The following is a 20,180-nucleotide window of genomic DNA, read 5'->3' as shown; positions in this document are numbered from 1 at the left end:
TTACCACTAGGCAATCATTCCCCACAAAATGGGGGGATAAAAATTGAATCTACGAGTAATTCTCTATGAACAATTCTATTACCTTTCCATTTAAGGTGAGTGAAATTTTCTCAATATTTATGTATAAAATGAGAAAAATACTGTAGAAATATATTTCTACAGTATTTTATTTAGTTTGCTATGAAGAAAGACATTCGCTTGAGGTCCTATCGATTAGATTACGAGGAAATTAGCCGGATAAATTTCTATCATACAAAAAGGAAGTTGGAATGATTCCAACTTCCTTTTTGTTTAATGAGCTGCGCTTAATTTAATGCGGATTTTTGTCTCACCTAAAGAAAGTTCATCGTCTTCATTCGTTAAGTTTCCAAACGTAAATTGCTTAACGAGTAAGTTTTCTTCCAACAGCTCTTTATGATTCGTTAACGTTCGCTTTAGTTCTTCCTCTGTATCAAGAATAACATCTACTCGTAAATTGACTGGTAAATTCAATTGCTTACGATATTCTTGAACCGCTCGAATAAATTCACGCGCTACTCCTTCTTGTAACAATTCTTCCGTTACATTCGTATCTAACATAACTGTATATTGTCCGTTAGTCGTATTAGAAAATCCTGATTTCGCAACTTTCTCTACTAGTACATCTTCAGCTGTTACAACTACTTCTTCTCCTGATGTAGCTTCGTAAACTGCTCTTTCTGTAGATACAAAGTGTTGTACTTCTTCTTTTGATAATTGTTTTAGCCAGCCATTTAATGCATTCACATTTTTACCAAACTTTGGCCCAGCTGTTTTAAAATTCAGCTTTAATTGATAGGACGTGTATTTCGTTTCATCGAGTTCAACATGGAAGTCCTTCACATTTAGCTCATCCATGACGATATCACGATAAGATTCCCAATCCATATCATTTTCATTATGTGCTAGTAATACAAGTTCTGCTAACGGCTGTTTTACTTTTAAAGAATGCTGATTACGGTTACTTCTTCCAAGTTCAACAACTTGTAAAACAGCATCCATTTCCGCTTCTAATTTAGGCTGAAGTAGCGATTCATTTACGACTGGATAATCCTCTAAATGAACGCTACTTCCAGTTAAATTCACATGAATATCTTCAGCGACAAACGGTGTAAACGGTGCAATTAATTTACTAATTGTCACAAGTACTTCATGAAGTGTCTCATACGCAGCTGCTTTTTCAGCATTCATACCAGATTCCCAGAAACGATTACGTGATCGTCTTACGTACCAGTTACTTACTTCATCTACAAGTGCCGCGATTTCACGAGCTGCATTCGTAAATTGATAATCATCAAGTGCAGTTCTCACTTTTTTCGTTGTGCTATGCAATCTTGATAATACCCATTCATCCAATTTCGTCCGCTTTACATCATACGTTTCTTTCGGATTATACTCATCTAAATTTGCATATAAAACGTAGAAGCTATACACATTGACTAACGTATCTACAAATTTAGATTTTGCTTCCAGTACTGTTCTTTCAGAAAAACGCTTCGCATTCCACGGAGCACTATCAACGAGTAGCGCCCATCTTAAAGCATCTGCACCAAACTGATTTACTAAATCAACTGGATCTAGTGCATTCCCTTTACTTTTAGACATTTTCTGTCCTTCTTCGTCTAGAACATGCCCTAGTGATAACACTCGTTTATAAGGCACTTTTCCTGTGTATAGTGCTGATACTGCTAATAAACTATAAAACCATCCGCGTGTTTGATCAATGCCTTCTGCAATAACATCCGCTGGAAACTGTTCTTCAAATAACTCTTTATTTTGAAACGGATAATGATATTGCGCAAATGGCATGGAACCACTATCAAACCAAACATCAATTACTTCAGGAGTACGATTCATTGTGCCACCGCATTTTTCGCAGCTAACTTGCACTTCATCTACATACGGCTTATGCAATTCTAAATCTTCAGGTGTTTCTTTCGTACTATACTTTCTTAAATCAGCAATGCTTTTCGGTGCGAATTGATGATCGCAGCTTTCACATTCCCATACGTTTAATGGTGTTCCCCAATATCTATTTCGACTAATATTCCAGTCCACCATATTTTCTAAAAACTTACCGAAGCGTCCATGTTTCATATGGTCTGGATACCAAGTAACAGAATCGTTATTTTGTAAAAATGTATCTTTAATTGCAGTTGTTCGGATTAACCAACTCTCTCCTGCATAATAAAGAAGTGGTGAATCACAGCGCCAGCAATGCGGGTAGCTATGTTCATACTTTTCTTTATGATATAGTAAGCCTTCCTTCGCTAAATACCGAACGATATCCACGTCACAATCTTTTACAAATTTCCCTTTCAAAAATGGTACTGCTTCTGTATACTCACCTTTTTCATCTACAACATGCAAGAATGACAATCCTTCACTTTGAACGACTCTATAATCGTCCTCCCCATATGCTGGAGCGATATGAACAAGTCCTGTACCACTATCTACCGTGACAAAATCTGCCGCGATAACTCGGTAGCCATTTGTAACTTCTTTCATTGGAAATGGCGGCATATAAAGTGTGTTTACTAATTCTTCGCCTTTATGGACAGATAGTACTTCATAGTCTTCTTTTAATACATCTTGTACACGTTCTTTCGCAACAATGTATACATGCCCTTCTTGTTTCACTTTCACGTATTCCATATTTGGATGTACAGCGAGCGCAACATTTGCTGGAAGTGTCCAAGGTGTCGTTGTCCAGCCTAGGAAATATTCATTTTCACTATCTTTCACTTTAAACTTAACTGTTGCACTTAAGTCTTTTACTGTTTTATACCCTTGTGCAACTTCATGTGAACTTAGTGAAGTTTGGCAACTTGGACAATATGGTGAAACTCTATGTCCCTTATATAATAAGCCTTTTTCATGAATCGTCCCTAAAATATGCCATACACTTTCGATATATGGATTCTCTAACGTAACGTATGGATTATCCATATCTACCCAATAACCGATGCTTTCAGTAAATTCACGCCACTGCTTCTCATATGTGAATACACTCTCTTTACACTTCTTAATAAACGGTTCAATTCCATACTCTTCAATTTCATGTTTACCAGAAATACCGAGTTGCTTCTCCACACCTAATTCTACAGGTAAACCGTGTGTATCCCATCCCGCTTTTCTTAACACTTTATAACCAGCCATCGTTTTATATCTTGCAACTACATCTTTAATTGTCCGTCCAAGTGCATGACCTACATGTGGTAATCCATTCGCCGTTGGTGGTCCTTCATAAAAAACAAAAGATTGTGCGCCTTCTCGATTCTGAATTGATTGCTCGAAAATACTTTTCTCGTTCCACTGCTTACGAATACGTGTTTCTCTCCCTACAGCTGACTCTTTTACATCTACTTTCTTCATCTACAATCTCTCCTTTTTATGTTTTAAAGCACACAAAAAACCCGTCCCTATGAAGTAGGGACGGGTTTAACCGCGTTACCACCCTAATTCTATTAGCTCTTCGCTAATAGCACTTAGCAACGTACTATCATACGTGTTCTTTGTAACGGTAGACATCCGTCCGGGCTTACTCACTTTCAGCCTCGGCTCCTCGGAGATGATTTTCAAATAACGTCTGCACACCGGCTTTCAGCTACATACCGGCTCTCTGGGGAACAGTACACTATTTTACTCTTTCTCGTCTTCAGATTTGTATACTTTGTTAAAAGCTATTTTATGCCATTTGGCAATAAATTGTCAACTAATTCGAAATATATTTTATTTATACCCTTTTTCCCTATGCTTAAATTACTTTTCAAATTCTCGCAATGCTGATAGATTTTCATTATCCTCGATAAGTTCAGCAAAAAATCCCGACTCATCCTCACGAAGTACAATTTCAAGCTCTTCCTTCGCCTCTTCATTTCTGTTTAACTGTGCTAAATAACAAGCACGATCGTATCTCGCTAACAAATCATTCGTATCAATTTTTAATGCTTCATTTGCTATTTTCTCTGCCTTTAGCGTTTGGCCGGCACCATGATATGAAGATGCTAAAGAAAGAAGAATCGCTGTTTCATTTGGATGATGTATAGAAGCATTTTCTAATACATGAATCGCCTCTTCAAACCGTTCTTGACTTTGATATATTTCTCCTAAAGCAAGAAACGCTCTATTTACAAACGGTGTTTGCTCCGTTAATTGTAAGGTAATCTTTTCTGCTTTTCTTTCTTCCCCTGCTTTAAACAATACTTGTGCTTGTAAAAGAAGCGTATCATAATCATCTGGTAATTCTCGAACCATTTGCTTCGTTAATTCTGAAGCATCCCGTAACATATCTTCTTCCTCACACTCTATGAAAAGATTTACAAGCTGCTTCGCTACATCGTAATCCCATTTATTTTCTAACGATGTTTGTAATACATCTATCGCCTCGTTGTTCATCGTCACATTCTCGTAAAATAGTGCAAATCGTTGTGCTGCCATACTATTTTTTTGATTTAACTTTAACGAAATTTCATATAAATCAATGATTGTAGTGATAATCGAAATTTCTTTCGCACGGTTTTTCATACGATAAAAAGCTCTCGTAATTATGGATTTCTTCGGCTGTTCACTTTGTTGACGTTCAATCCATCTTTCTGTAACCGCAGATGCAGCATACATAAATGCCATACTTCTTTCTGCCTTTTTCACCTTTAATGTATGAAGAAAATCTCGTATGTTAGACCATTTCTTATGTTGTTCTATCGCTTTTACATATACATCAAATATACGTTCATTATTTGCATCTTTTTGTATCACTTTCATTGCAATTTCAATTGCTTTTGCATTTCTTTTTTTCACTAACACTTTTGCATAATGGTATAGAACCTCTATATGCTCACCATCTAATTGTAGTGCTTCTTCAATCCATGCCTGTTCTTTATCTATTTCATCCATCGCTCCATACACATATGCAATCGCATCTAATCGCCATATTTCAGGTACTTCGCCCGCTAATTGTTCTAGTTCTGTCAGTAACTCTTCCTGAAGATTCATTTCTACTGAAAGCTGTGCCAAATATTCCATATTAATATGCAACGGCTCTTCTTTCATAGCCTGAACCATATGACTTTGTTCTTTAGAACGGTTTTCTTCTTTTTCGTATATTTCCGCAAGCTGTAAATGTACACCTGCGAAATTCCCATCAAGCTCTAAAGATGTTTCATACGCCTGTTTTGCTTCCGTCAATTGTCCTAATGCCATAAGTGTTTCACCAATTCGGTAATACGGTAATGCCGTTTCCTTTAGTTCTATCGCCTTATTATACCTTTTCATCGCTTGGCCGTACTGCCCAATAGATTCATATAGAATGCCTGTATAACAACCGTATTCACTTACTTCATTTCTTTCTTTGTATAGCGTTCTTAAGAATGCTATTCCTCTCTGTACAAATACCGTTCCTTTAATTCGGTTCACATATTCATCTAATGCACTTGCTACATTATATTCGCTCTGCTTTATACCATTCTCTAACTTAGACAATGCTACTTTAAACCCTTCTTCACTTCCACCAAGTTCAACCTCAGCATCCCATAACACCATTCCCGCATTCATAAGAAAATCTTGGCTCTTTTCAATTTGCTTTTCAATACCGAGTATATATTGTTTTGCTTCCTTGTATTGTTCTCTTGCCATATAAACTTGCGTAAGTCCAAAGTGAGAATAAACATCATCATGATTTTCTTCCAAAGCACGAGTATACAATGCTTCTGCTTCTTCCAGACTATCATTTTGAAAATGATAGTCACCGAGTTTTACGTATAGAGGTGCCTTATCGTCACAATTCTCAATACCTTTTAATAAAATTTCTTTCGTGCTTTCCTCATCCTTCAAATCAGACTCGTATATTTCCGAAAGTTTCGTATAAATGTAAGGTGCATTGCTATCTAAATGAATCGCTATTTTAAGCCCTTTTATAGCTAAATGTAATTTCCCTAAATGATGCGCACATCTCGCTCTCTCATACCATACATGTGCCTCATTTTTATACTCTCTTAACAGGTCATTAAAAATTTCATACGCTTCTTCATATCTTTCTAAATCTATTAATATTAACCCATGATTCGTTAAAGTGAATCTTTCTGGACTACGTTCTAAAGCAACTTGAGAAAACTGCAACGCCTTTTCAGATTGATCGATATACATATATGATAAAGCGAGAAAACTCCAAGCAATCGGCTGATCTGCGTCTAATTGTAATGATGAACGAAAACTTGAAATCGCTTCTATATAACTTTCCTGTTCAAAAGCATATCTTCCGTTTATTAAATGATATAAAGCACGATTATTTTTCTTCTCAACACTCGCGAGCATTTGCCCTGCTTTTTCTAATTCTTGAAGGCGAATAAAGCACTGCGCACCATGCAATTTAACAAAATCTGAGTTCGGAAACTTCTCCATTAACTTTTCAATACAACATATAATAAACTCATTATCGACTTCAACATCTAAATGCTTAACCGTATATAACCACGTATTTGGATTATCACTCGTCTCTTTTAAAAATTGTACTAAGTTATGAATCCCCTCTTTATCATGTTCATCTAAATGATCCGTAAGAGAAAAAATAGATTTAAAATAATGATTTTCTTCTTCATTTAAAAATGCTAGTTGCTCCTTCTTTTCTTTCGGAACAAACGTAATCGCTAAACAACCTGTATAACGGTATTTTTCTTGTAACTTACTATATTCCACAATAACCGGTTCTATAAAGTTCGGATCTTGAACATAAAAAGCTTGTAACGTATCATCATATCCAGATAATACTTGTACATGTGAAGCATGCTCAATATCTATACTTAATAAAACAGGAATCCCTTCATCCAGCAGCCTCTTATAATTTTCCTCATTACCTTTAAAATAACGATATTCATAACCTAATTCTTCTAAATAAGAAACAGTATCTGAAAACTTTGAGCCTGTCATGTCAAAAATAAACTCTGCTATTTCATCTTGTGTACGTTTTTCTCCCCATAACTGTAACATCATTTCTAAACTGGTCGGAACACAATAATTATCCTTTTGTACAATAGGAACTATCGGTAAGTGCACCTTTTTTCCATCTGGATTTTTTTCTAAATTATGATATAAAGACTCTTTTAAACTTTTTTCTTCCTTTAATAACTGCTGTAAATCTACAAGTTTATTCATTTTGTAAAGCGCTTCTGCACGTAAATGTACAAAATAAGCTTTATACGCATGATAAGGAAGCTGATTATTTATGTTATCTATTACCGCTAACATTTCTTCATACTTCCTTAAATCTAATAAATATTTTACCTTTTCAAAATGAAAATATGGTACTTGTGGGAACTTTACAATCGCATCATCGATTAGCTGTAAGGCACGTTTTTGTTCTCCTTGATTCGCATATAACTGCGATAATAAATAAGTAGATAACTCTTCACAATCTTTATGCTGCATGCCGGCTATAAATTGTTCTTCTGCTTTCTCCCATTCACCTGTATGCATATAGACGTAGCCCCATTTATCAAATACGGCACGTGAACTGTACTCCTCTGCCTTTTGCATATAGATTAGTGCTTCTTCATTTCGTTTCATTTCCAACAAACATCGTACTAATGTAAAATATGTTTTCGCTAAAAGATCAACCTCTATTTCTTCTTTATTTACCTCTTCTAATGAGTCTTTTAACAACTGTTCTACTTCAAGTATTTTCCGCTCATCAATTAACTCATCACAATATAAAGAGAGCGTTCTCATATTTGGGAATTTTTTATAGGCGTAGCGAATGAGGAATGAACTGTATTGGTGCATAAGCCCTTCATCAGTAAGACGTATTAATATGTCAAACTCCTTATGCGAAGGAACACTAGCAAGCCAATTCTTCAAATAAGATAAAGTATTCTTTTCTTTTATATATGAAATTTCATTATTTATTTCCTTTAATCCATCTATAAATCTCTTGTCTTTCAAACAAGCATCTAACTGCTTAAAATCTAGCATGTATTCACCTCGAATATTTATTTATACTGCTACTTGCTTAGATTTTACACATCATATTGTAGGTATTCAACTAAAATCTCCTATAATGGATAGTATTATTTAATATTATTCGAATTTATAACAAAATATAGTAAAAACGATTGTTTTTCTCTGTATTTTGTTTGATTAAATGGAATAACGTAACATGAGGATCTTATCTTTTGGAAGCCAAACTCCGTACATGAAATTATATCGGCGATTTTCAAAATATATCAGCGATTATACGGTGGATATCGACTTACCGACAAAAAGTTACAATCCTCAATAAATCACTACCTTTCAACATTCTATGTCACCAAATGTAATTTTCATATTCGGAGCATATACTAATGAAGAATGTAGCTGAAATGTTTTAAAAAATTTGAGTTCAGCCCCATATTGAGCTAGCGCATCATCATATGTTAATCCTCTAGCCTTTAAACGTTCTATAAATTGCTGTTTATCACCTGGATCTCCTGCAATCCCCTCTTCTTTTAATGAATGATACAACTTTTCTTTACCAATATGATGCATATTAGAATCTAAAAAGTTTACTTTATCACTTACTCTACATTGAATATTTTTCACACCTAGTTCACTTAATAACATCGGTATTTTCATGCCAATATTTCCATCTTTCCCGCTTCTCTGCATGTCACTTTCAAATAACTGCTGCAAAGCTCCTAGCCTAATAATTTCCGATTGTTTCTCTCCATATAAAGAGTATGATGACATATTTGATATCCAGTGTGGTTCAAAACAGATTATTTTTCCACCACTTTTAACTGAATGCATCATTTTTTGTAGCATCGTTTTTGGTGAACTCATATGTAATAAGAAAGCATGACAAATTGCTATATCGTATGTATCATTCAATTCAATTTCTGTAGCATCTCCCTCTAGAAATTCTGACTCATACGGAAGTAAACGAAACAACTCTCTCGCTTCGGCTAATAATGTTTCTCCACTATCAATGCCTGTATACTTTGACCCTTCTGGAAGTAAAGGCATTAATACTAAGCCTAAATAACCATATCCACAACCATAATCAACGATATGTACTGGCTTAGAAATCTTCCAAACTGTATTTACTAAAAAGCTTACATAATCTTCATTGTAATATAAATCTCTCGTGTTTTTTAAATATGTTATTTTACTGTTCCAATCGCACCTTTCCAAGTTTAACGCCTCCTTTATATATATGACATTACAATTCTCCATTTAATACGGACATTCCTACACTTGAAACAATTCTAGAAAAGTTTAGATTTAATAAAATTTAACTTCTCCTTTCACATTTTCTATAAAAATAAATAGGCATACATATCTACTATGATACATATACCTATTTGTTTTACATCTCTTCAGGAGCATCCACCCCAAGTAAACGTAATCCCTCTTTTAATACAACCGTCACAGCATACACTAATGCCAGTCTGCTGTCTTTCTCTTCGCTCTCTTCCAATATACGAACATTTCCGTAATATTTATTGAACGATTGTGCTACATCTAATACGTATTTTGAAATGATTGATGGCTCATTTTTGGTGAAGGCTGCTTCAATTACTTGTGGGAATTTATTCAGTAATTTTACGACGCTCCAGCTATGATCATCTTTTAATGCAAACGTACACGTTTCAAATTCTACACTTTCTTTTCGTAAAATAGAGCAAGCACGTGCATGTGTGTACTGTACGTAAGGTCCTGTTTCACCTTCAAATTTCAGCATATTTTCTAATGAGAATTCAATATTATGCATACGCTCATTTTTTAAATCGTGGAAGATAACTGCACCAGCGCCGACTTGCTTCGCTACTTCTTCTTTTTGTTTTAAGTTTGGATTTTTCTCTTCAATATTTTGTTTTGCCAGGTCAATTGCTTCCTCAAGTACTTCTTCAAGTAAAATAACTCTTCCTTTACGTGTCGACATTTTCTTACCGTCTTTTAAAATGAATCCAAACGGTACATGTTCCATGCCATCAACCCAATTGTAGCCAAGTTTTTTTAATACAGTGAAAAATTGATTGAAGTGTAAACTTTGTTCTGGGCCTACTACATATAACGCTTTATCAAATGCATATGTGTTTTGACGATATACAGCTGCTGTTAAGTCACGTGTTGCGTATATCGTCGCACCATCGGATTTTCTAATTAAGCAAGGCGGCATTCCGTCTTCTTCTAAATTAACGACTAACGCGCCTTCTGACTCTTCAAGCAAATCATGCTCCTCTAAAATCCCAATAAAATCTTCCATTAAATTATTATAAAAAGCTTCTCCTTGAAAATTAGTAAATTCAACACCGAGAAGTTCATAAATTCGAGAAAATTCTTTTAAGGATTCGTGACGGAACCAATTCCAAAGCTCAACTGCTTCTTCATCGCCTTCTTCTAATTTCTTAAACCAAGCACGCCCTTCTTCTTCTAGTTCTTCGTCGTCTTTTACCTCTTCATGGAATTGAACATATAACTTAAATAGTTCACGGATTGGATCCTCTTTAACTACTGCTTCATTTCCCCATTTTTTATAGGCGGTAATTAACTTTCCAAACTGTGTTCCCCAATCCCCAATATAATTAATTCCTACAACTTCATAGCCGCATTTTTCAGCAATATGTTTCAGTGAATTTCCAATCATTGTAGAACGTAAATGCCCCATTGAAAAAGGTTTCGCGATATTAGGAGAAGAATAATCGATAACTACAGTCTTTTCACATCCAAAGTGATTTTGACCGTACTCTTCTTTCTTCGCTAAAACCGTTTTTAATACCGCATCACTTACAGTTTCACGGTTAAAAAATACATTTACATAAGGACCGACGGCCTCTACTTTCGTAAAGAACGGATTATCTAATTTCTCCGCAACTTCCTTTGCGATTAGAGCTGGTGATTTTTTATATTGCTTCGCAAGTGAAAAACATGGAAATGCTGCATCACCGAATTCATCTTGTTTTGGTGTTTCGATTAAATCTAAAATTTGATTTTGCGTTAATTCATTTGTAAAAATATTGGATAAACTTTCTGCAAATTGCTTTTTATACTCCATACTACAACCTCCTTGTTTTTTAAAACACAAAAAACTCGTCTCTAAAAAGAGACGAGTTTAAACCCGTGGTACCACCCTTGTTGTTCATTACGAACCACTTTCCCGTTTATAACGAGGACAGGGGACCTCGGCTTTCTCTACTATTCGTTCAAGAAGCATCTCCGAAGTGCGCTTCATCTTTTTCTTCCGCACTAGGCTCACACCATCCCTAGCTCGCTTTCCTTCTAAAAAAGACTACTCTCTTCATCACCGACAGTATATTTAATTAATTATTGCTTATTATACATCTTTTCAAACAATTAGCAAGGGTCAATTACACCGAAGTGAAACTTAGCACTTTTTCTTTTGTATACATGAAAATTATGTTTTTCATATCTAGAACTACGGAAATGATCTTTCAGAACGACACGCTTTCTCGCCACACGCTTCGCTTCCGTAATTGTTTCGTCAGTAATATCATGATACAAAGCGAAGTGTTTTAATCCTTTTATTCCATCTGATTCTATAACGGTTTCTTCAAACATTGGATCAAGGTAAACGACATCATAACTATTATCTTCACATTGTTTTAAAAATGCGAAATGCTCCGTTTGCTTCACATCGATTCGTTGCATTGCTTCATCGATTTCAGAAACAGATGAAGACCATGTTTTCAAACCATTTCCCATAATATAAGCCATATATTCATTGCCTTCAAGTCCCGTTACTTTTCCGCTTTCACCAACAATATAACTAGCTACAATACTATCTGATGCCATACCGAGCGTACAATCTAATACTGTCATTCCGCTCTCTAATTGCGTGGCTTGTACAAACGGATCGTGTTCTCCGCGCATTAACCTTTTCACACGAAACATCGCCGAGTTTGGATGAAAGAAAAACGACTCTTCCGTTCCTTTGGGATAAATAGCTAATCGGTTTTTCCCTACAACAAGTACATCTTGTTCATACTGCTCATGTAGTTTATGTACCGGTATGTCATTACGTTTAACGAAAGAACGATTTAATTCTGCCGCTACCTTGTTTGCGTAATCTATCATTTCTTTGTTTGTTCTTCCTGCTGTTGTTACAATCATTTTTTCACCTCTATATAAAGAAAAGAGGGAGATTTACTCTCCCCCTTCTTTAGCAATTCTTTTCGAAAGCTTGTTCTAAGTTCGTAATAATTTCGTCCATAGTTGCACCTTCAATTTCATGACGGTGAATGAAGTGAACAACTTCTTTTCCTTTTAACAATGCCATAGATGGTGAAGATGGAGGAATTTCTCCGAAGTATTCACGCATTTTTGCAGTAGCATCTTTATCTTGGCCTGCGAATACAGTTACAAGATGATCAGGTTGTTTTTCAGCACGAACAACTGCTTGACCTGCTGATGGACGTGCTAAACCAGCTGCACAACCACAAACTGAGTTTACAACTACTAAAGTTGTACCTGCCGTGTTTTCCATAAATTCAGTTACAGCTTCTTCTGTAGTTAACTCTTCAAACCCAGAACGCACTAATTCTTGACGCATTGGGATTACCATTTGGCGCATGTATTCTTCATAAGCATTTGACATCTTGTAATCTCTCCTTCAACTTTCATTCCAAATTCATCATATCACGCTCTATTACTAGGTGCAAAAGAAAGATTACGATGATTTCATTTTTTTGTAGGGATTTCACATACCCCTTCACGGCAATGTCCAACTGGGACGAGTTTTCTATTGTTAGCGATATAATCGTATACTTTACTTCCAAATCCAAGTACGATAGATAACTTTATAACAGGCACGGCAAACCAGTAAGATGGAACGGCCTTTGCTAATACATGTATGCTATGAATTCCGTCATACCACTTATTATTTTTTAAAATATACAATCTTTGTTCCATCTTACTTTGTAGTTCTTGAGAGAGTTCATACTTCTCAACTACATCTTCATCTCGAAATGAAACAAATTTTATCTTACCCTTTTTATCTAACTTTTTCGTACGTTCTGCAACCGCCGTACACATCGGACACCAACTATCATAGAAAACAATCATACATTACTCCCCTTTACGAGACTCCGTCATTTGTTTCCATACAGAGCCTTTTGCTTCTTCTCCGCCTTCAATACGCTCTAATGCTAGACGCGCTTGCATCGCTACTTCAAACTCTGGATCATCTTGTGCTGCTTTTAATGCAGGAATCGCACTTTCATCTCCAAGTTCAAATAAGAACATCGCTGCACGCCAGCGTACTAATTTACTTGAATCTTTCAGAGATTTAATCATAACGAACATTGCTGCTGGATCACCTACGTCTGATAAGCAATCGCCAGCTGTACGGCGAACACTTACTGAACGATCTAATAACGCTTTATATAATAACGGTAATACTCCATCACCTTTTACCATACCTAAATACGCTGTTGCTAAACGGCGAATTGAAACTTTTTCATCATCTAACGCCATCTTCAATACTGGAATATCTTCTTCCGTAGGGTCCATTTGTTCTAATGCTGCAAAGCGATTTTTCCAGTCAGCATCTTTCATCATCTCTTCTGTTACTTTATATGGCTCACGCTTTTGAATCGTTACTTCAACAGCACCTGCTTGGTTTAATAATTCTTTAACTGTTTCATTTACACGTTCTTCTGAATAAGCAGCAACAATCTCTTCTACTACTTCTTTCCCGATTTCTTCAAAATTACCGTAACGTGTACTTTGTTCCACCCATTTGCGCTCTTTCACAACGTTTGGTGCAGACATTTGTACTTTCATAATTGATTCTTTAAAACGATCTGGTAAACCAACACGTTCTTCCGATGTTCCATCTGTTAATTTCACTTGCATTGGAATTGTAAAGAACATTTGAACAAACACTTTCACTTCCCCAAAATGAGCAAGTTGTTGTTCTTCATTTTCTTCCACTACTTCTTCACCGAAAACAGCACGAACTTGTTGTAATAAAACTTTCCAATCAAACTTTGCATTTCGCTCTACTGCTAAAAAGTCGGCTACATGATATACACCTTTAATGCCTTCAATTTTCAAAATTTCTTGCACTTGCATTGGTGCTTGTTCTTTATTTTCATTTGTATAATTATTACGCGCTCCTGATGGTAATACTTCATTCAAAATAACTTTCATTGTATTTGGACTTGGCGTCGGTTCAATTGCTTTAATCTTCACGTAAAAAACTCTCCTTTATTGCATGTTCTTAGCTGTATTGTAACATGTTACCACTCTATACTCCTACTCGGATGCTTTATTTTGCTGATTTCTTTCCACCATCATACTTTAATTTCCTCAAGTCCTTTCTTATTATGATGCACCCTCTCGCCTTTTCTCCAAAAATGTAATACTCTCAATCACAACTTCCGTTACATATATTCTCTTTCCTTGATCATCCTCGTAATTCCTCGTATGAATACGTCCAGTAATTCCAACAAGTGAACCTTTCGTACAATATTCCGTTACATTCTCAGCTGACCTTCTCCATACGACGCAATTAATAAAATCTACTTGCTGCTCACCTAAACTATTTCGAAAACCTCTATTCACCGCAACACATACTCGTGCATACGCGACGCCTTGCTTTGTGTAGTATAATTCTGGCTCCTTTGTCAATCTACCGATTAATACAACTCGATTCATCATAAGTTATACCACCTCACATATTTTTCTTCATTGTAAAGAAAAATGTTTGAAGGGTAAAAAGCGTAAAATAATATATTTTAAAGTGAAAAATATTATTTTATATCTTATAAAAACAAAAAAGAAACCTTACATATTTTAAACATGTAAGGTTTCAAAATTTATACTTCACTGCAGGATATGTAATATCCTCCGCGAGCCATCTTTATTTCAACGCGGTATATTACATTTTCTAAGTAAAAAGTAATCGGATTAACTTTACTCTCGAATTTTAGTCTTTCATTACACTCAGCCGCATATCTTTTTATTGCTGAAGTAATAACTTCTGCTGATGGATACGTTAAAGCATCATCTAGTTCTATGAAAAAACTTTTAGAAAATAGTTTTTTCATAATTCCTTTCTTCTCTTTCATCAATTTCCATCCCCTTCAGTTCAAATTAGCAGCATCCAATAATACTACATTCTCAATTTATCTTTGAAAATAAAAAAATCCTGCATTTTTCATGCAGGATTTTTTTATTAGTCATTTTTCGTAAAGTAAGAAACGAAACGAAGAATTTCTAAGTATAACCAAACTAATGTAAGCATTAGTCCCATCGCAGTGTACCACTCCATATATTTCGGAGCTTGACTACGTACACCATTTTCGATTAAATCGAAATCTAGTAATAAGTTTAATGCAGCGACTACGATAACAACTGCACTAATAATAATACCGATTGTACCGCCTTGGTGAATGTATGGAACCGTTACACCAAACATATTTAGTAGAAATACGACTAAATACATAACCATAATTCCAAGTGTCGCTGCCATCACGCCTGTACGGAATTTATCCGTTACTTTTACTACGCGTGTTGCATATAACACTAACATTGCAAATAGAATTGAGATTGTTAGTAATACAGCATTTAAAACGATAGAATCGCCAAACTTCATTGTATAAACAGCTGAAATACTACCTAATACAACCCCTTCTACCGCCGCATAGATTGGCGCACCAAAAGGTGAAATACGCGGGAAGAACATAGACGCAAATGCGATTATTGCCGCAACGATTAAAGCACCAATTAATACTGGCATTTTCATCGTACCCTCTATCATCTGTATGTATGAATAGACAGACGTTGCAAGTAGCAAGATAAGCATAATAAACGTTTTGCCTACTGTTCCGCCAATCGTCATCGCAGAAGCGCTTGCTCCCTCTTTACGGAATGCCTCTTTTTTCAACATTGGATTAGATGTTCTCATTTTTTCCCTCCTAAAATAGGTTCTACCAATAGTGTAAAGTTTTTCTCTTTACTTTTCAATATATGCAGCTTGTTTTTATTTTAATCCTTCAACGATGTCTGATAGTTCACTCCATCTTTCCATCGTTTTTTCTAGCTCTTCTTCTGTTTTCTGCTGTGCTTCAGATAATTCTTGTGCCTTTGTGAAATCAGATCCAACTTTCGCAAGTTCTTCTCCAATTGACTCAATTTTCTCTTCTAGTTCGGCAATTGTATCTTCAATTGTTTCCCATTCACGCTGCTCATTGTATGAAAGTTTACGTTTACGTTGTTGTTTCGGCGCTTCTTCTACCACTTTTTTCTCTTTTTGAACTTCCGCCTTCTCAATAAGTTCTTTCGTCTTTTCCATTTCTAAAAAGTCCGTATAACTACCTAGGAATTCACGCACTTCGCCTCCGCCACTAAAGATGAACAATTCATCTACTACTTTATCTAAGAAGTAACGGTCATGCGATACAGTTAAAACGACACCTGGGAAATCTTCTAAATAATCTTCCAGTACTGTTAATGTTTGTGTATCTAGATCATTCGTAGGTTCATCAAGTAATAGTACGTTTGGTTCTCCCATTAAAATACGTAATAAAAATAAACGTCTTCTTTCACCACCAGATAGTTTTCCAAGCGGTGTACCATGTGAATGCGTCGGGAATAAGAAACGCTCTAGCATTTGAGATGCACCAATTACTTTTCCATCTGTCGTATGAATAACTTCTGCAATCTCTTTAATGTATTCAATCATACGCTGATTTAAATTCATCTCTTCATTTTCTTGCGTATAATAAGCAACTTTTACAGTTTGTCCTACTTCAACTTCACCACTATCAGGAGCTAACTTACCTGCAAGCATATTTAAAAGAGAAGATTTTCCGCTTCCATTCGCTCCAATGATTCCGATACGATCTCCTGGTTTCACAATATGATTAAAGTTGTGTAATACCGTTTTATCACCGAATTTTTTCGTTACATCTTTTAACTCAAGTACTTTTTTGCCAAGGCGACTCCCGCTAAGCGCAATATCAACGGACTGTTTTGCAGCTGGTCCTTCTTGACCTTTTAACTCATCAAATCGTTGAATACGTGCTTTTTGCTTTGTCGAACGAGCTTTTGCACCGCGGCGGATCCATGCTAGTTCACGGCGATATAAGTTTTGACGTTTTGATTCTTGCGCAATTTCTTGTTCTTCACGAAGTGCTTTCGCTTCTAAAAATGTACTGTAATTCCCTTCATAACTATACAGTTTTCCATTATCTAATTCGAAAATACGATTCGTCACACGATCTAAGAAATAACGATCATGGGTTACAAGTAATACGGCACCATTATATCGTGCTAAATATTCCTCTAACCATTCCACTGTCTCATGGTCAAGATGGTTCGTAGGCTCATCTAAAATTAATAGATCCGGTGTTTCAATAAAACATTGCGCCATCGCGATACGTTTTTTCTGTCCACCAGATAAATTTCCAACAGTTGCTGTAAAATCAGTAATTCCTAATTTCGTTAATAACGATTTTGCATTCGCATTTGCTTCCCATGCACTCATCGCATCCATACGTTGCTGCACTGCAAATAATTGTTCCTGTACTTTTTCATTACTTGGATCTTTTTCGATATTTAATAACGATTGTTCATAATCACGAAGAAGACGAATTAACGGTGTATCACCATGGAACACTTGCTCTAATACTGTTAGTTTTTCATCAAACTCTGGTTGCTGTGATAAATAACTAATTGTATACCCACGTGAATGCGTCATATCACCTGTATCAGGAGTTTCTAACCCTGCAATAATTTTTAATAATGTCGATTTACCAGTACCGTTTACACCAATAATCCCGACACGTTGTCCTTCTGTAATACTACATGATAATCCATCAAATAACGGTTTTTCTCCGTATGATTTCGATAAGTTTTCCACAGTTAACATTTTCATATTTGTGCATTCCACTCTTTCATAAATTGTTCAATAAACTGTTCCATATAACGATGACGAACTTCAGCCTCTTGTTTTGCTGCGTTCGTGTTCATTAAGTCTTTTAATTTCAAAAGTTTTTCATAAAAATGATTTAAAGATGGATCGTTATTTTTTCTATATTCATCTTTCGTCATCACTTCACGCGGAGGAATAGTGGGATCATACATTAATCTCCCTTTCGCTCCACCATACGCAAATGTGCGAGCTATTCCAATTGCTCCAAGTGCGTCTAAGCGATCCGCGTCTTGAACAAGCTTCCCTTCAAGTGACTCCACTTTACCGCCATGACCACCTTTATAAGACATATTGGCAATGATATGAAGAACATGTTTACTTTCCTCTTCTTCCACATGTAATCCTTCTAACCAATCAGAAACTTTTTTCATTCCTGCTTCTTCACTTTCATTTAACTTCTCATCTGCCACATCGTGAAGTAATGCAGCCATTTCAATTATAAAACGATTTCCCCCTTCTTGCTCGGATAAAGAAATCGCCAGTTTATGTACGCGTTCAATATGATACCAATCATGCCCACTCGCATCTTTTTCTAAAATATGTTTTACAAAAGTAATTGTTTTTTGAATCTTTTCTTGTTTTGTCATTTTATCTTCACCCAGTTACTTATTGTAACACGCCCGCATTTTTTCATCACATATTTTCTTGTCCGCCCATACACTGAGTGGTAAGCATTATCATGAAGGAGGAATAAATATGTTCTATAACAATCAACCGCCTTATCCACAACAACCATTTTACCCTCAGCAACAGGAACAACGGTATGAAGAACAATATGAGGAACAAGAACAACAATTCGAGCAAAACCAAGAAGCTAATTACCAACAAAACTCATACGACACACGTCCAAATTATGAATATCCTCAAAACCCATATGCAGTACCACAAAATCAAGAACAACAATATCAAGAACAACAATATCAACAAAATCCATACGCAACACCACAAAACCAAGAAACTAATTATCAACAAAACTCATACGACACACGTCCAAATTATGAATATCCTCAAAACCCATATGCATCACCGCAAAATCAAGAACAACAATATCAGCAAAATCCATATGTAGCACCACAAAATCAAGAGCAATATCAACAAAATCCATACGCAAATCAGCCGCAGCAACCAAAATATCAGCCGCAAATGTATCAACCAAACTATGACGCGCGTGTTTCACCGCCTAAACCACCAACACTTGATCCTACGCAACCACAAATTTTACCACCTGGCCCAACACTTGATATAACACAACCGCAAATCTTACCACCAGGACCAACATTTGATATCACACAGCCTCAAATCTTACCGCCTGGACCAATTACAGAACCAACACAACAACAAATCCAGCAAGTTGTCGGTACACAGTTTTTACCTTTAAAGAAACCTGTATTAGATTTCGTAAAACCTTGGGTAGATTACGGATTAAATGAAGCAAAACATACATCACACAAACACGCTTTAACAGAAGTTGCTGCGATTATGTTTTTAGTTGGGAAAGGATTCAACCCGACGATTGCACATTATATTGTGGAATCTTGGGAGAAGAATGAGCAGTTTTAGGGTTGTTTATTTTTTATTAAATAAAACTATAAAAGAGTCACAAGTGCCTGTTATACAAGCATTTGTGACTCTTTTTATTTGTTATATTGTATTCTACTTCAAAAGGGTATTTCATATTTTTTCACATATTTTTATATTATTTGTGAGCAAAATGTGAGCAAATAATAACCTTTTATTTAAACTGTATTAGCTTGAATTCTAATTTAAAACAATTCTTTTAACATAAATTTCTACGATAAATCTTGAATTATAATCATTTTGATAAATAGCTATTACCGTTCCCATTGTTGAACTTGCGTGCGGAAAATATACCTTCATATTATATGGTGTCATTTCATTTCACACGTCACATAAAATGCCCTTTTATCTGATAACATTTTTCTGTGATATCACTACTTGTTATTAATTCGTGGCTGTTTTGTGGCTGTTTCATGGTTGGTAATGTGGCTGTTTTTATTTAATCTAAAATTCACCTCTACATGCACACCACTCTCTTCATTTACTTTCATTTCCCATAAACAATCTACCTCGACTGGATGAAGCGCGTCCTATAAATAGATACACCCGTTTTCTTTGTTCTTTTATCATTGCAAATAACTCGTTATATCAACGTTTTAACCTCTTAGCTGTTCTAATCATTTTCTATCTTTTTCTATAAAGCGGGGCAAAGGTG

The 20,180-nt window shown here is 35.6% G+C and carries 14 protein-coding genes and 2 other annotated features; of the genes, 1 reads left to right on the top strand and 13 read right to left on the bottom strand.

Annotated features, from left to right (window positions below):
- Nucleotides 1-291: 291 nt before the first annotated feature.
- The 13 genes from ileS to FS742_RS03195 all read right to left on the bottom strand — a co-directional run bounded on the left by ileS (nt 292) and on the right by FS742_RS03195 (nt 18,534).
- The gene (gene ileS / locus FS742_RS03255; RefSeq protein ID WP_144611181.1) at nt 292-3,393 is read right to left on the bottom strand and encodes an isoleucine--tRNA ligase; all 3,102 of its coding nucleotides are present in this window, start codon (nt 3,391-3,393) and stop codon (nt 292-294) included.
- A 53-nt stretch (nt 3,394-3,446) separates the two neighbouring features.
- Nucleotides 3,447-3,686: a binding site (T-box leader), on the bottom strand.
- Between the two features lie 94 nt (nt 3,687-3,780).
- Complete coding sequence (locus tag FS742_RS03250; RefSeq protein ID WP_144611180.1) at nt 3,781-7,983, bottom strand: bacteriocin-processing peptidase family protein; 4,203 nt, start codon at nt 7,981-7,983, stop codon at nt 3,781-3,783.
- 318 nt (nt 7,984-8,301) lie between these two features.
- Nucleotides 8,302-9,180 (bottom strand): class I SAM-dependent methyltransferase, encoded by an 879-nt coding sequence (locus tag FS742_RS03245; protein WP_144611179.1) that lies wholly within the window; start codon nt 9,178-9,180, stop codon nt 8,302-8,304.
- A gap of 175 nt (nt 9,181-9,355) precedes the next feature.
- Entirely contained in the window at nt 9,356-11,044 is a 1,689-nt protein-coding gene (gene argS, locus FS742_RS03240; protein ID WP_144611178.1) for an arginine--tRNA ligase, read from the bottom strand.
- A 44-nt stretch (nt 11,045-11,088) separates the two neighbouring features.
- Nucleotides 11,089-11,303, bottom strand: a binding site (T-box leader).
- A gap of 40 nt (nt 11,304-11,343) precedes the next feature.
- The gene (locus FS742_RS03235; RefSeq protein WP_144611177.1) at nt 11,344-12,120 is read right to left on the bottom strand and encodes a class I SAM-dependent methyltransferase; all 777 of its coding nucleotides are present in this window, start codon (nt 12,118-12,120) and stop codon (nt 11,344-11,346) included.
- A 49-nt stretch (nt 12,121-12,169) separates the two neighbouring features.
- Nucleotides 12,170-12,604, bottom strand: coding sequence for a BrxA/BrxB family bacilliredoxin (locus FS742_RS03230; protein WP_000063705.1), 435 nt, complete (start codon nt 12,602-12,604; stop codon nt 12,170-12,172).
- 83 nt (nt 12,605-12,687) lie between these two features.
- Nucleotides 12,688-13,071: a thiol-disulfide oxidoreductase DCC family protein gene (locus tag FS742_RS03225; protein WP_144611176.1), complete on the bottom strand. Its 384-nt coding sequence runs from the start codon at nt 13,069-13,071 to the stop codon at nt 12,688-12,690.
- Between the two features lie 3 nt (nt 13,072-13,074).
- Entirely contained in the window at nt 13,075-14,202 is a 1,128-nt protein-coding gene (locus FS742_RS03220) for a conserved virulence factor C family protein (protein WP_144611175.1), read from the bottom strand.
- 132 nt (nt 14,203-14,334) lie between these two features.
- The gene (locus FS742_RS03215) at nt 14,335-14,670 is read right to left on the bottom strand and encodes a single-stranded DNA-binding protein (RefSeq protein WP_144611174.1); all 336 of its coding nucleotides are present in this window, start codon (nt 14,668-14,670) and stop codon (nt 14,335-14,337) included.
- 158 nt (nt 14,671-14,828) lie between these two features.
- Nucleotides 14,829-15,083 carry a DUF4318 domain-containing protein gene (locus FS742_RS03210; protein ID WP_144611173.1) on the bottom strand — a complete coding sequence of 85 codons (255 nt, stop codon included), beginning with the start codon at nt 15,081-15,083 and terminating at the stop codon, nt 14,829-14,831.
- Between the two features lie 104 nt (nt 15,084-15,187).
- Nucleotides 15,188-15,919 (bottom strand): Bax inhibitor-1/YccA family protein, encoded by a 732-nt coding sequence (locus FS742_RS03205; RefSeq protein ID WP_001260642.1) that lies wholly within the window; start codon nt 15,917-15,919, stop codon nt 15,188-15,190.
- Between the two features lie 75 nt (nt 15,920-15,994).
- A complete protein-coding gene (locus FS742_RS03200; RefSeq protein ID WP_098586101.1) occupies nt 15,995-17,890 on the bottom strand; it encodes an ABC-F family ATP-binding cassette domain-containing protein in 1,896 nt (631 codons plus the stop codon).
- On the bottom strand, nt 17,887-18,534 hold the full coding sequence (locus tag FS742_RS03195) for an HD domain-containing protein (protein WP_144611172.1): 648 nt from the start codon (nt 18,532-18,534) through the stop codon (nt 17,887-17,889). Before FS742_RS03195 ends, FS742_RS03200 begins: the two co-directional genes overlap by 4 nt.
- Before the next feature lie 109 nt (nt 18,535-18,643).
- On the opposite strand from FS742_RS03195, the gene FS742_RS03190 reads away from it, so the two are divergent.
- On the top strand, nt 18,644-19,507 hold the full coding sequence (locus FS742_RS03190) for a hypothetical protein (protein WP_144611171.1): 864 nt from the start codon (nt 18,644-18,646) through the stop codon (nt 19,505-19,507).
- The last annotated feature ends 673 nt before the right edge of the window (nt 19,508-20,180 follow it).

This window comes from Bacillus cereus, from assembly GCF_007678085.1.
In the GTDB taxonomy this organism is placed as follows: domain Bacteria; phylum Bacillota; class Bacilli; order Bacillales; family Bacillaceae_G; genus Bacillus_A; species Bacillus_A cereus_BE.
This window is presented reverse-complemented; position numbering and strand designations above follow the sequence as displayed.

Excerpts from the sequence above, each read along its gene's own strand:
- ileS (WP_144611181.1), bottom strand. The coding sequence starts at position 3,393 with ATGAAGAAAGTAGATGTAAAAGAGTCAGCTGTAGGGAGAGAAACACGT.
- FS742_RS03250 (WP_144611180.1), bottom strand. The coding sequence starts at position 7,983 with ATGCTAGATTTTAAGCAGTTAGATGCTTGTTTGAAAGACAAGAGATTT.
- argS (WP_144611178.1), bottom strand. The coding sequence starts at position 11,044 with ATGGAGTATAAAAAGCAATTTGCAGAAAGTTTATCCAATATTTTTACA.
- FS742_RS03235 (WP_144611177.1), bottom strand. The coding sequence starts at position 12,120 with ATGATTGTAACAACAGCAGGAAGAACAAACAAAGAAATGATAGATTAC.
- FS742_RS03230 (WP_000063705.1), bottom strand. The coding sequence starts at position 12,604 with ATGTCAAATGCTTATGAAGAATACATGCGCCAAATGGTAATCCCAATG.
- FS742_RS03225 (WP_144611176.1), bottom strand. The coding sequence starts at position 13,071 with ATGATTGTTTTCTATGATAGTTGGTGTCCGATGTGTACGGCGGTTGCA.
- FS742_RS03215 (WP_144611174.1), bottom strand. The coding sequence starts at position 14,670 with ATGATGAATCGAGTTGTATTAATCGGTAGATTGACAAAGGAGCCAGAA.
- FS742_RS03205 (WP_001260642.1), bottom strand. The coding sequence starts at position 15,919 with ATGAGAACATCTAATCCAATGTTGAAAAAAGAGGCATTCCGTAAAGAG.
- FS742_RS03200 (WP_098586101.1), bottom strand. The coding sequence starts at position 17,890 with ATGAAAATGTTAACTGTGGAAAACTTATCGAAATCATACGGAGAAAAA.
- FS742_RS03195 (WP_144611172.1), bottom strand. The coding sequence starts at position 18,534 with ATGACAAAACAAGAAAAGATTCAAAAAACAATTACTTTTGTAAAACAT.
- FS742_RS03190 (WP_144611171.1), top strand. The coding sequence starts at position 18,644 with ATGTTCTATAACAATCAACCGCCTTATCCACAACAACCATTTTACCCT.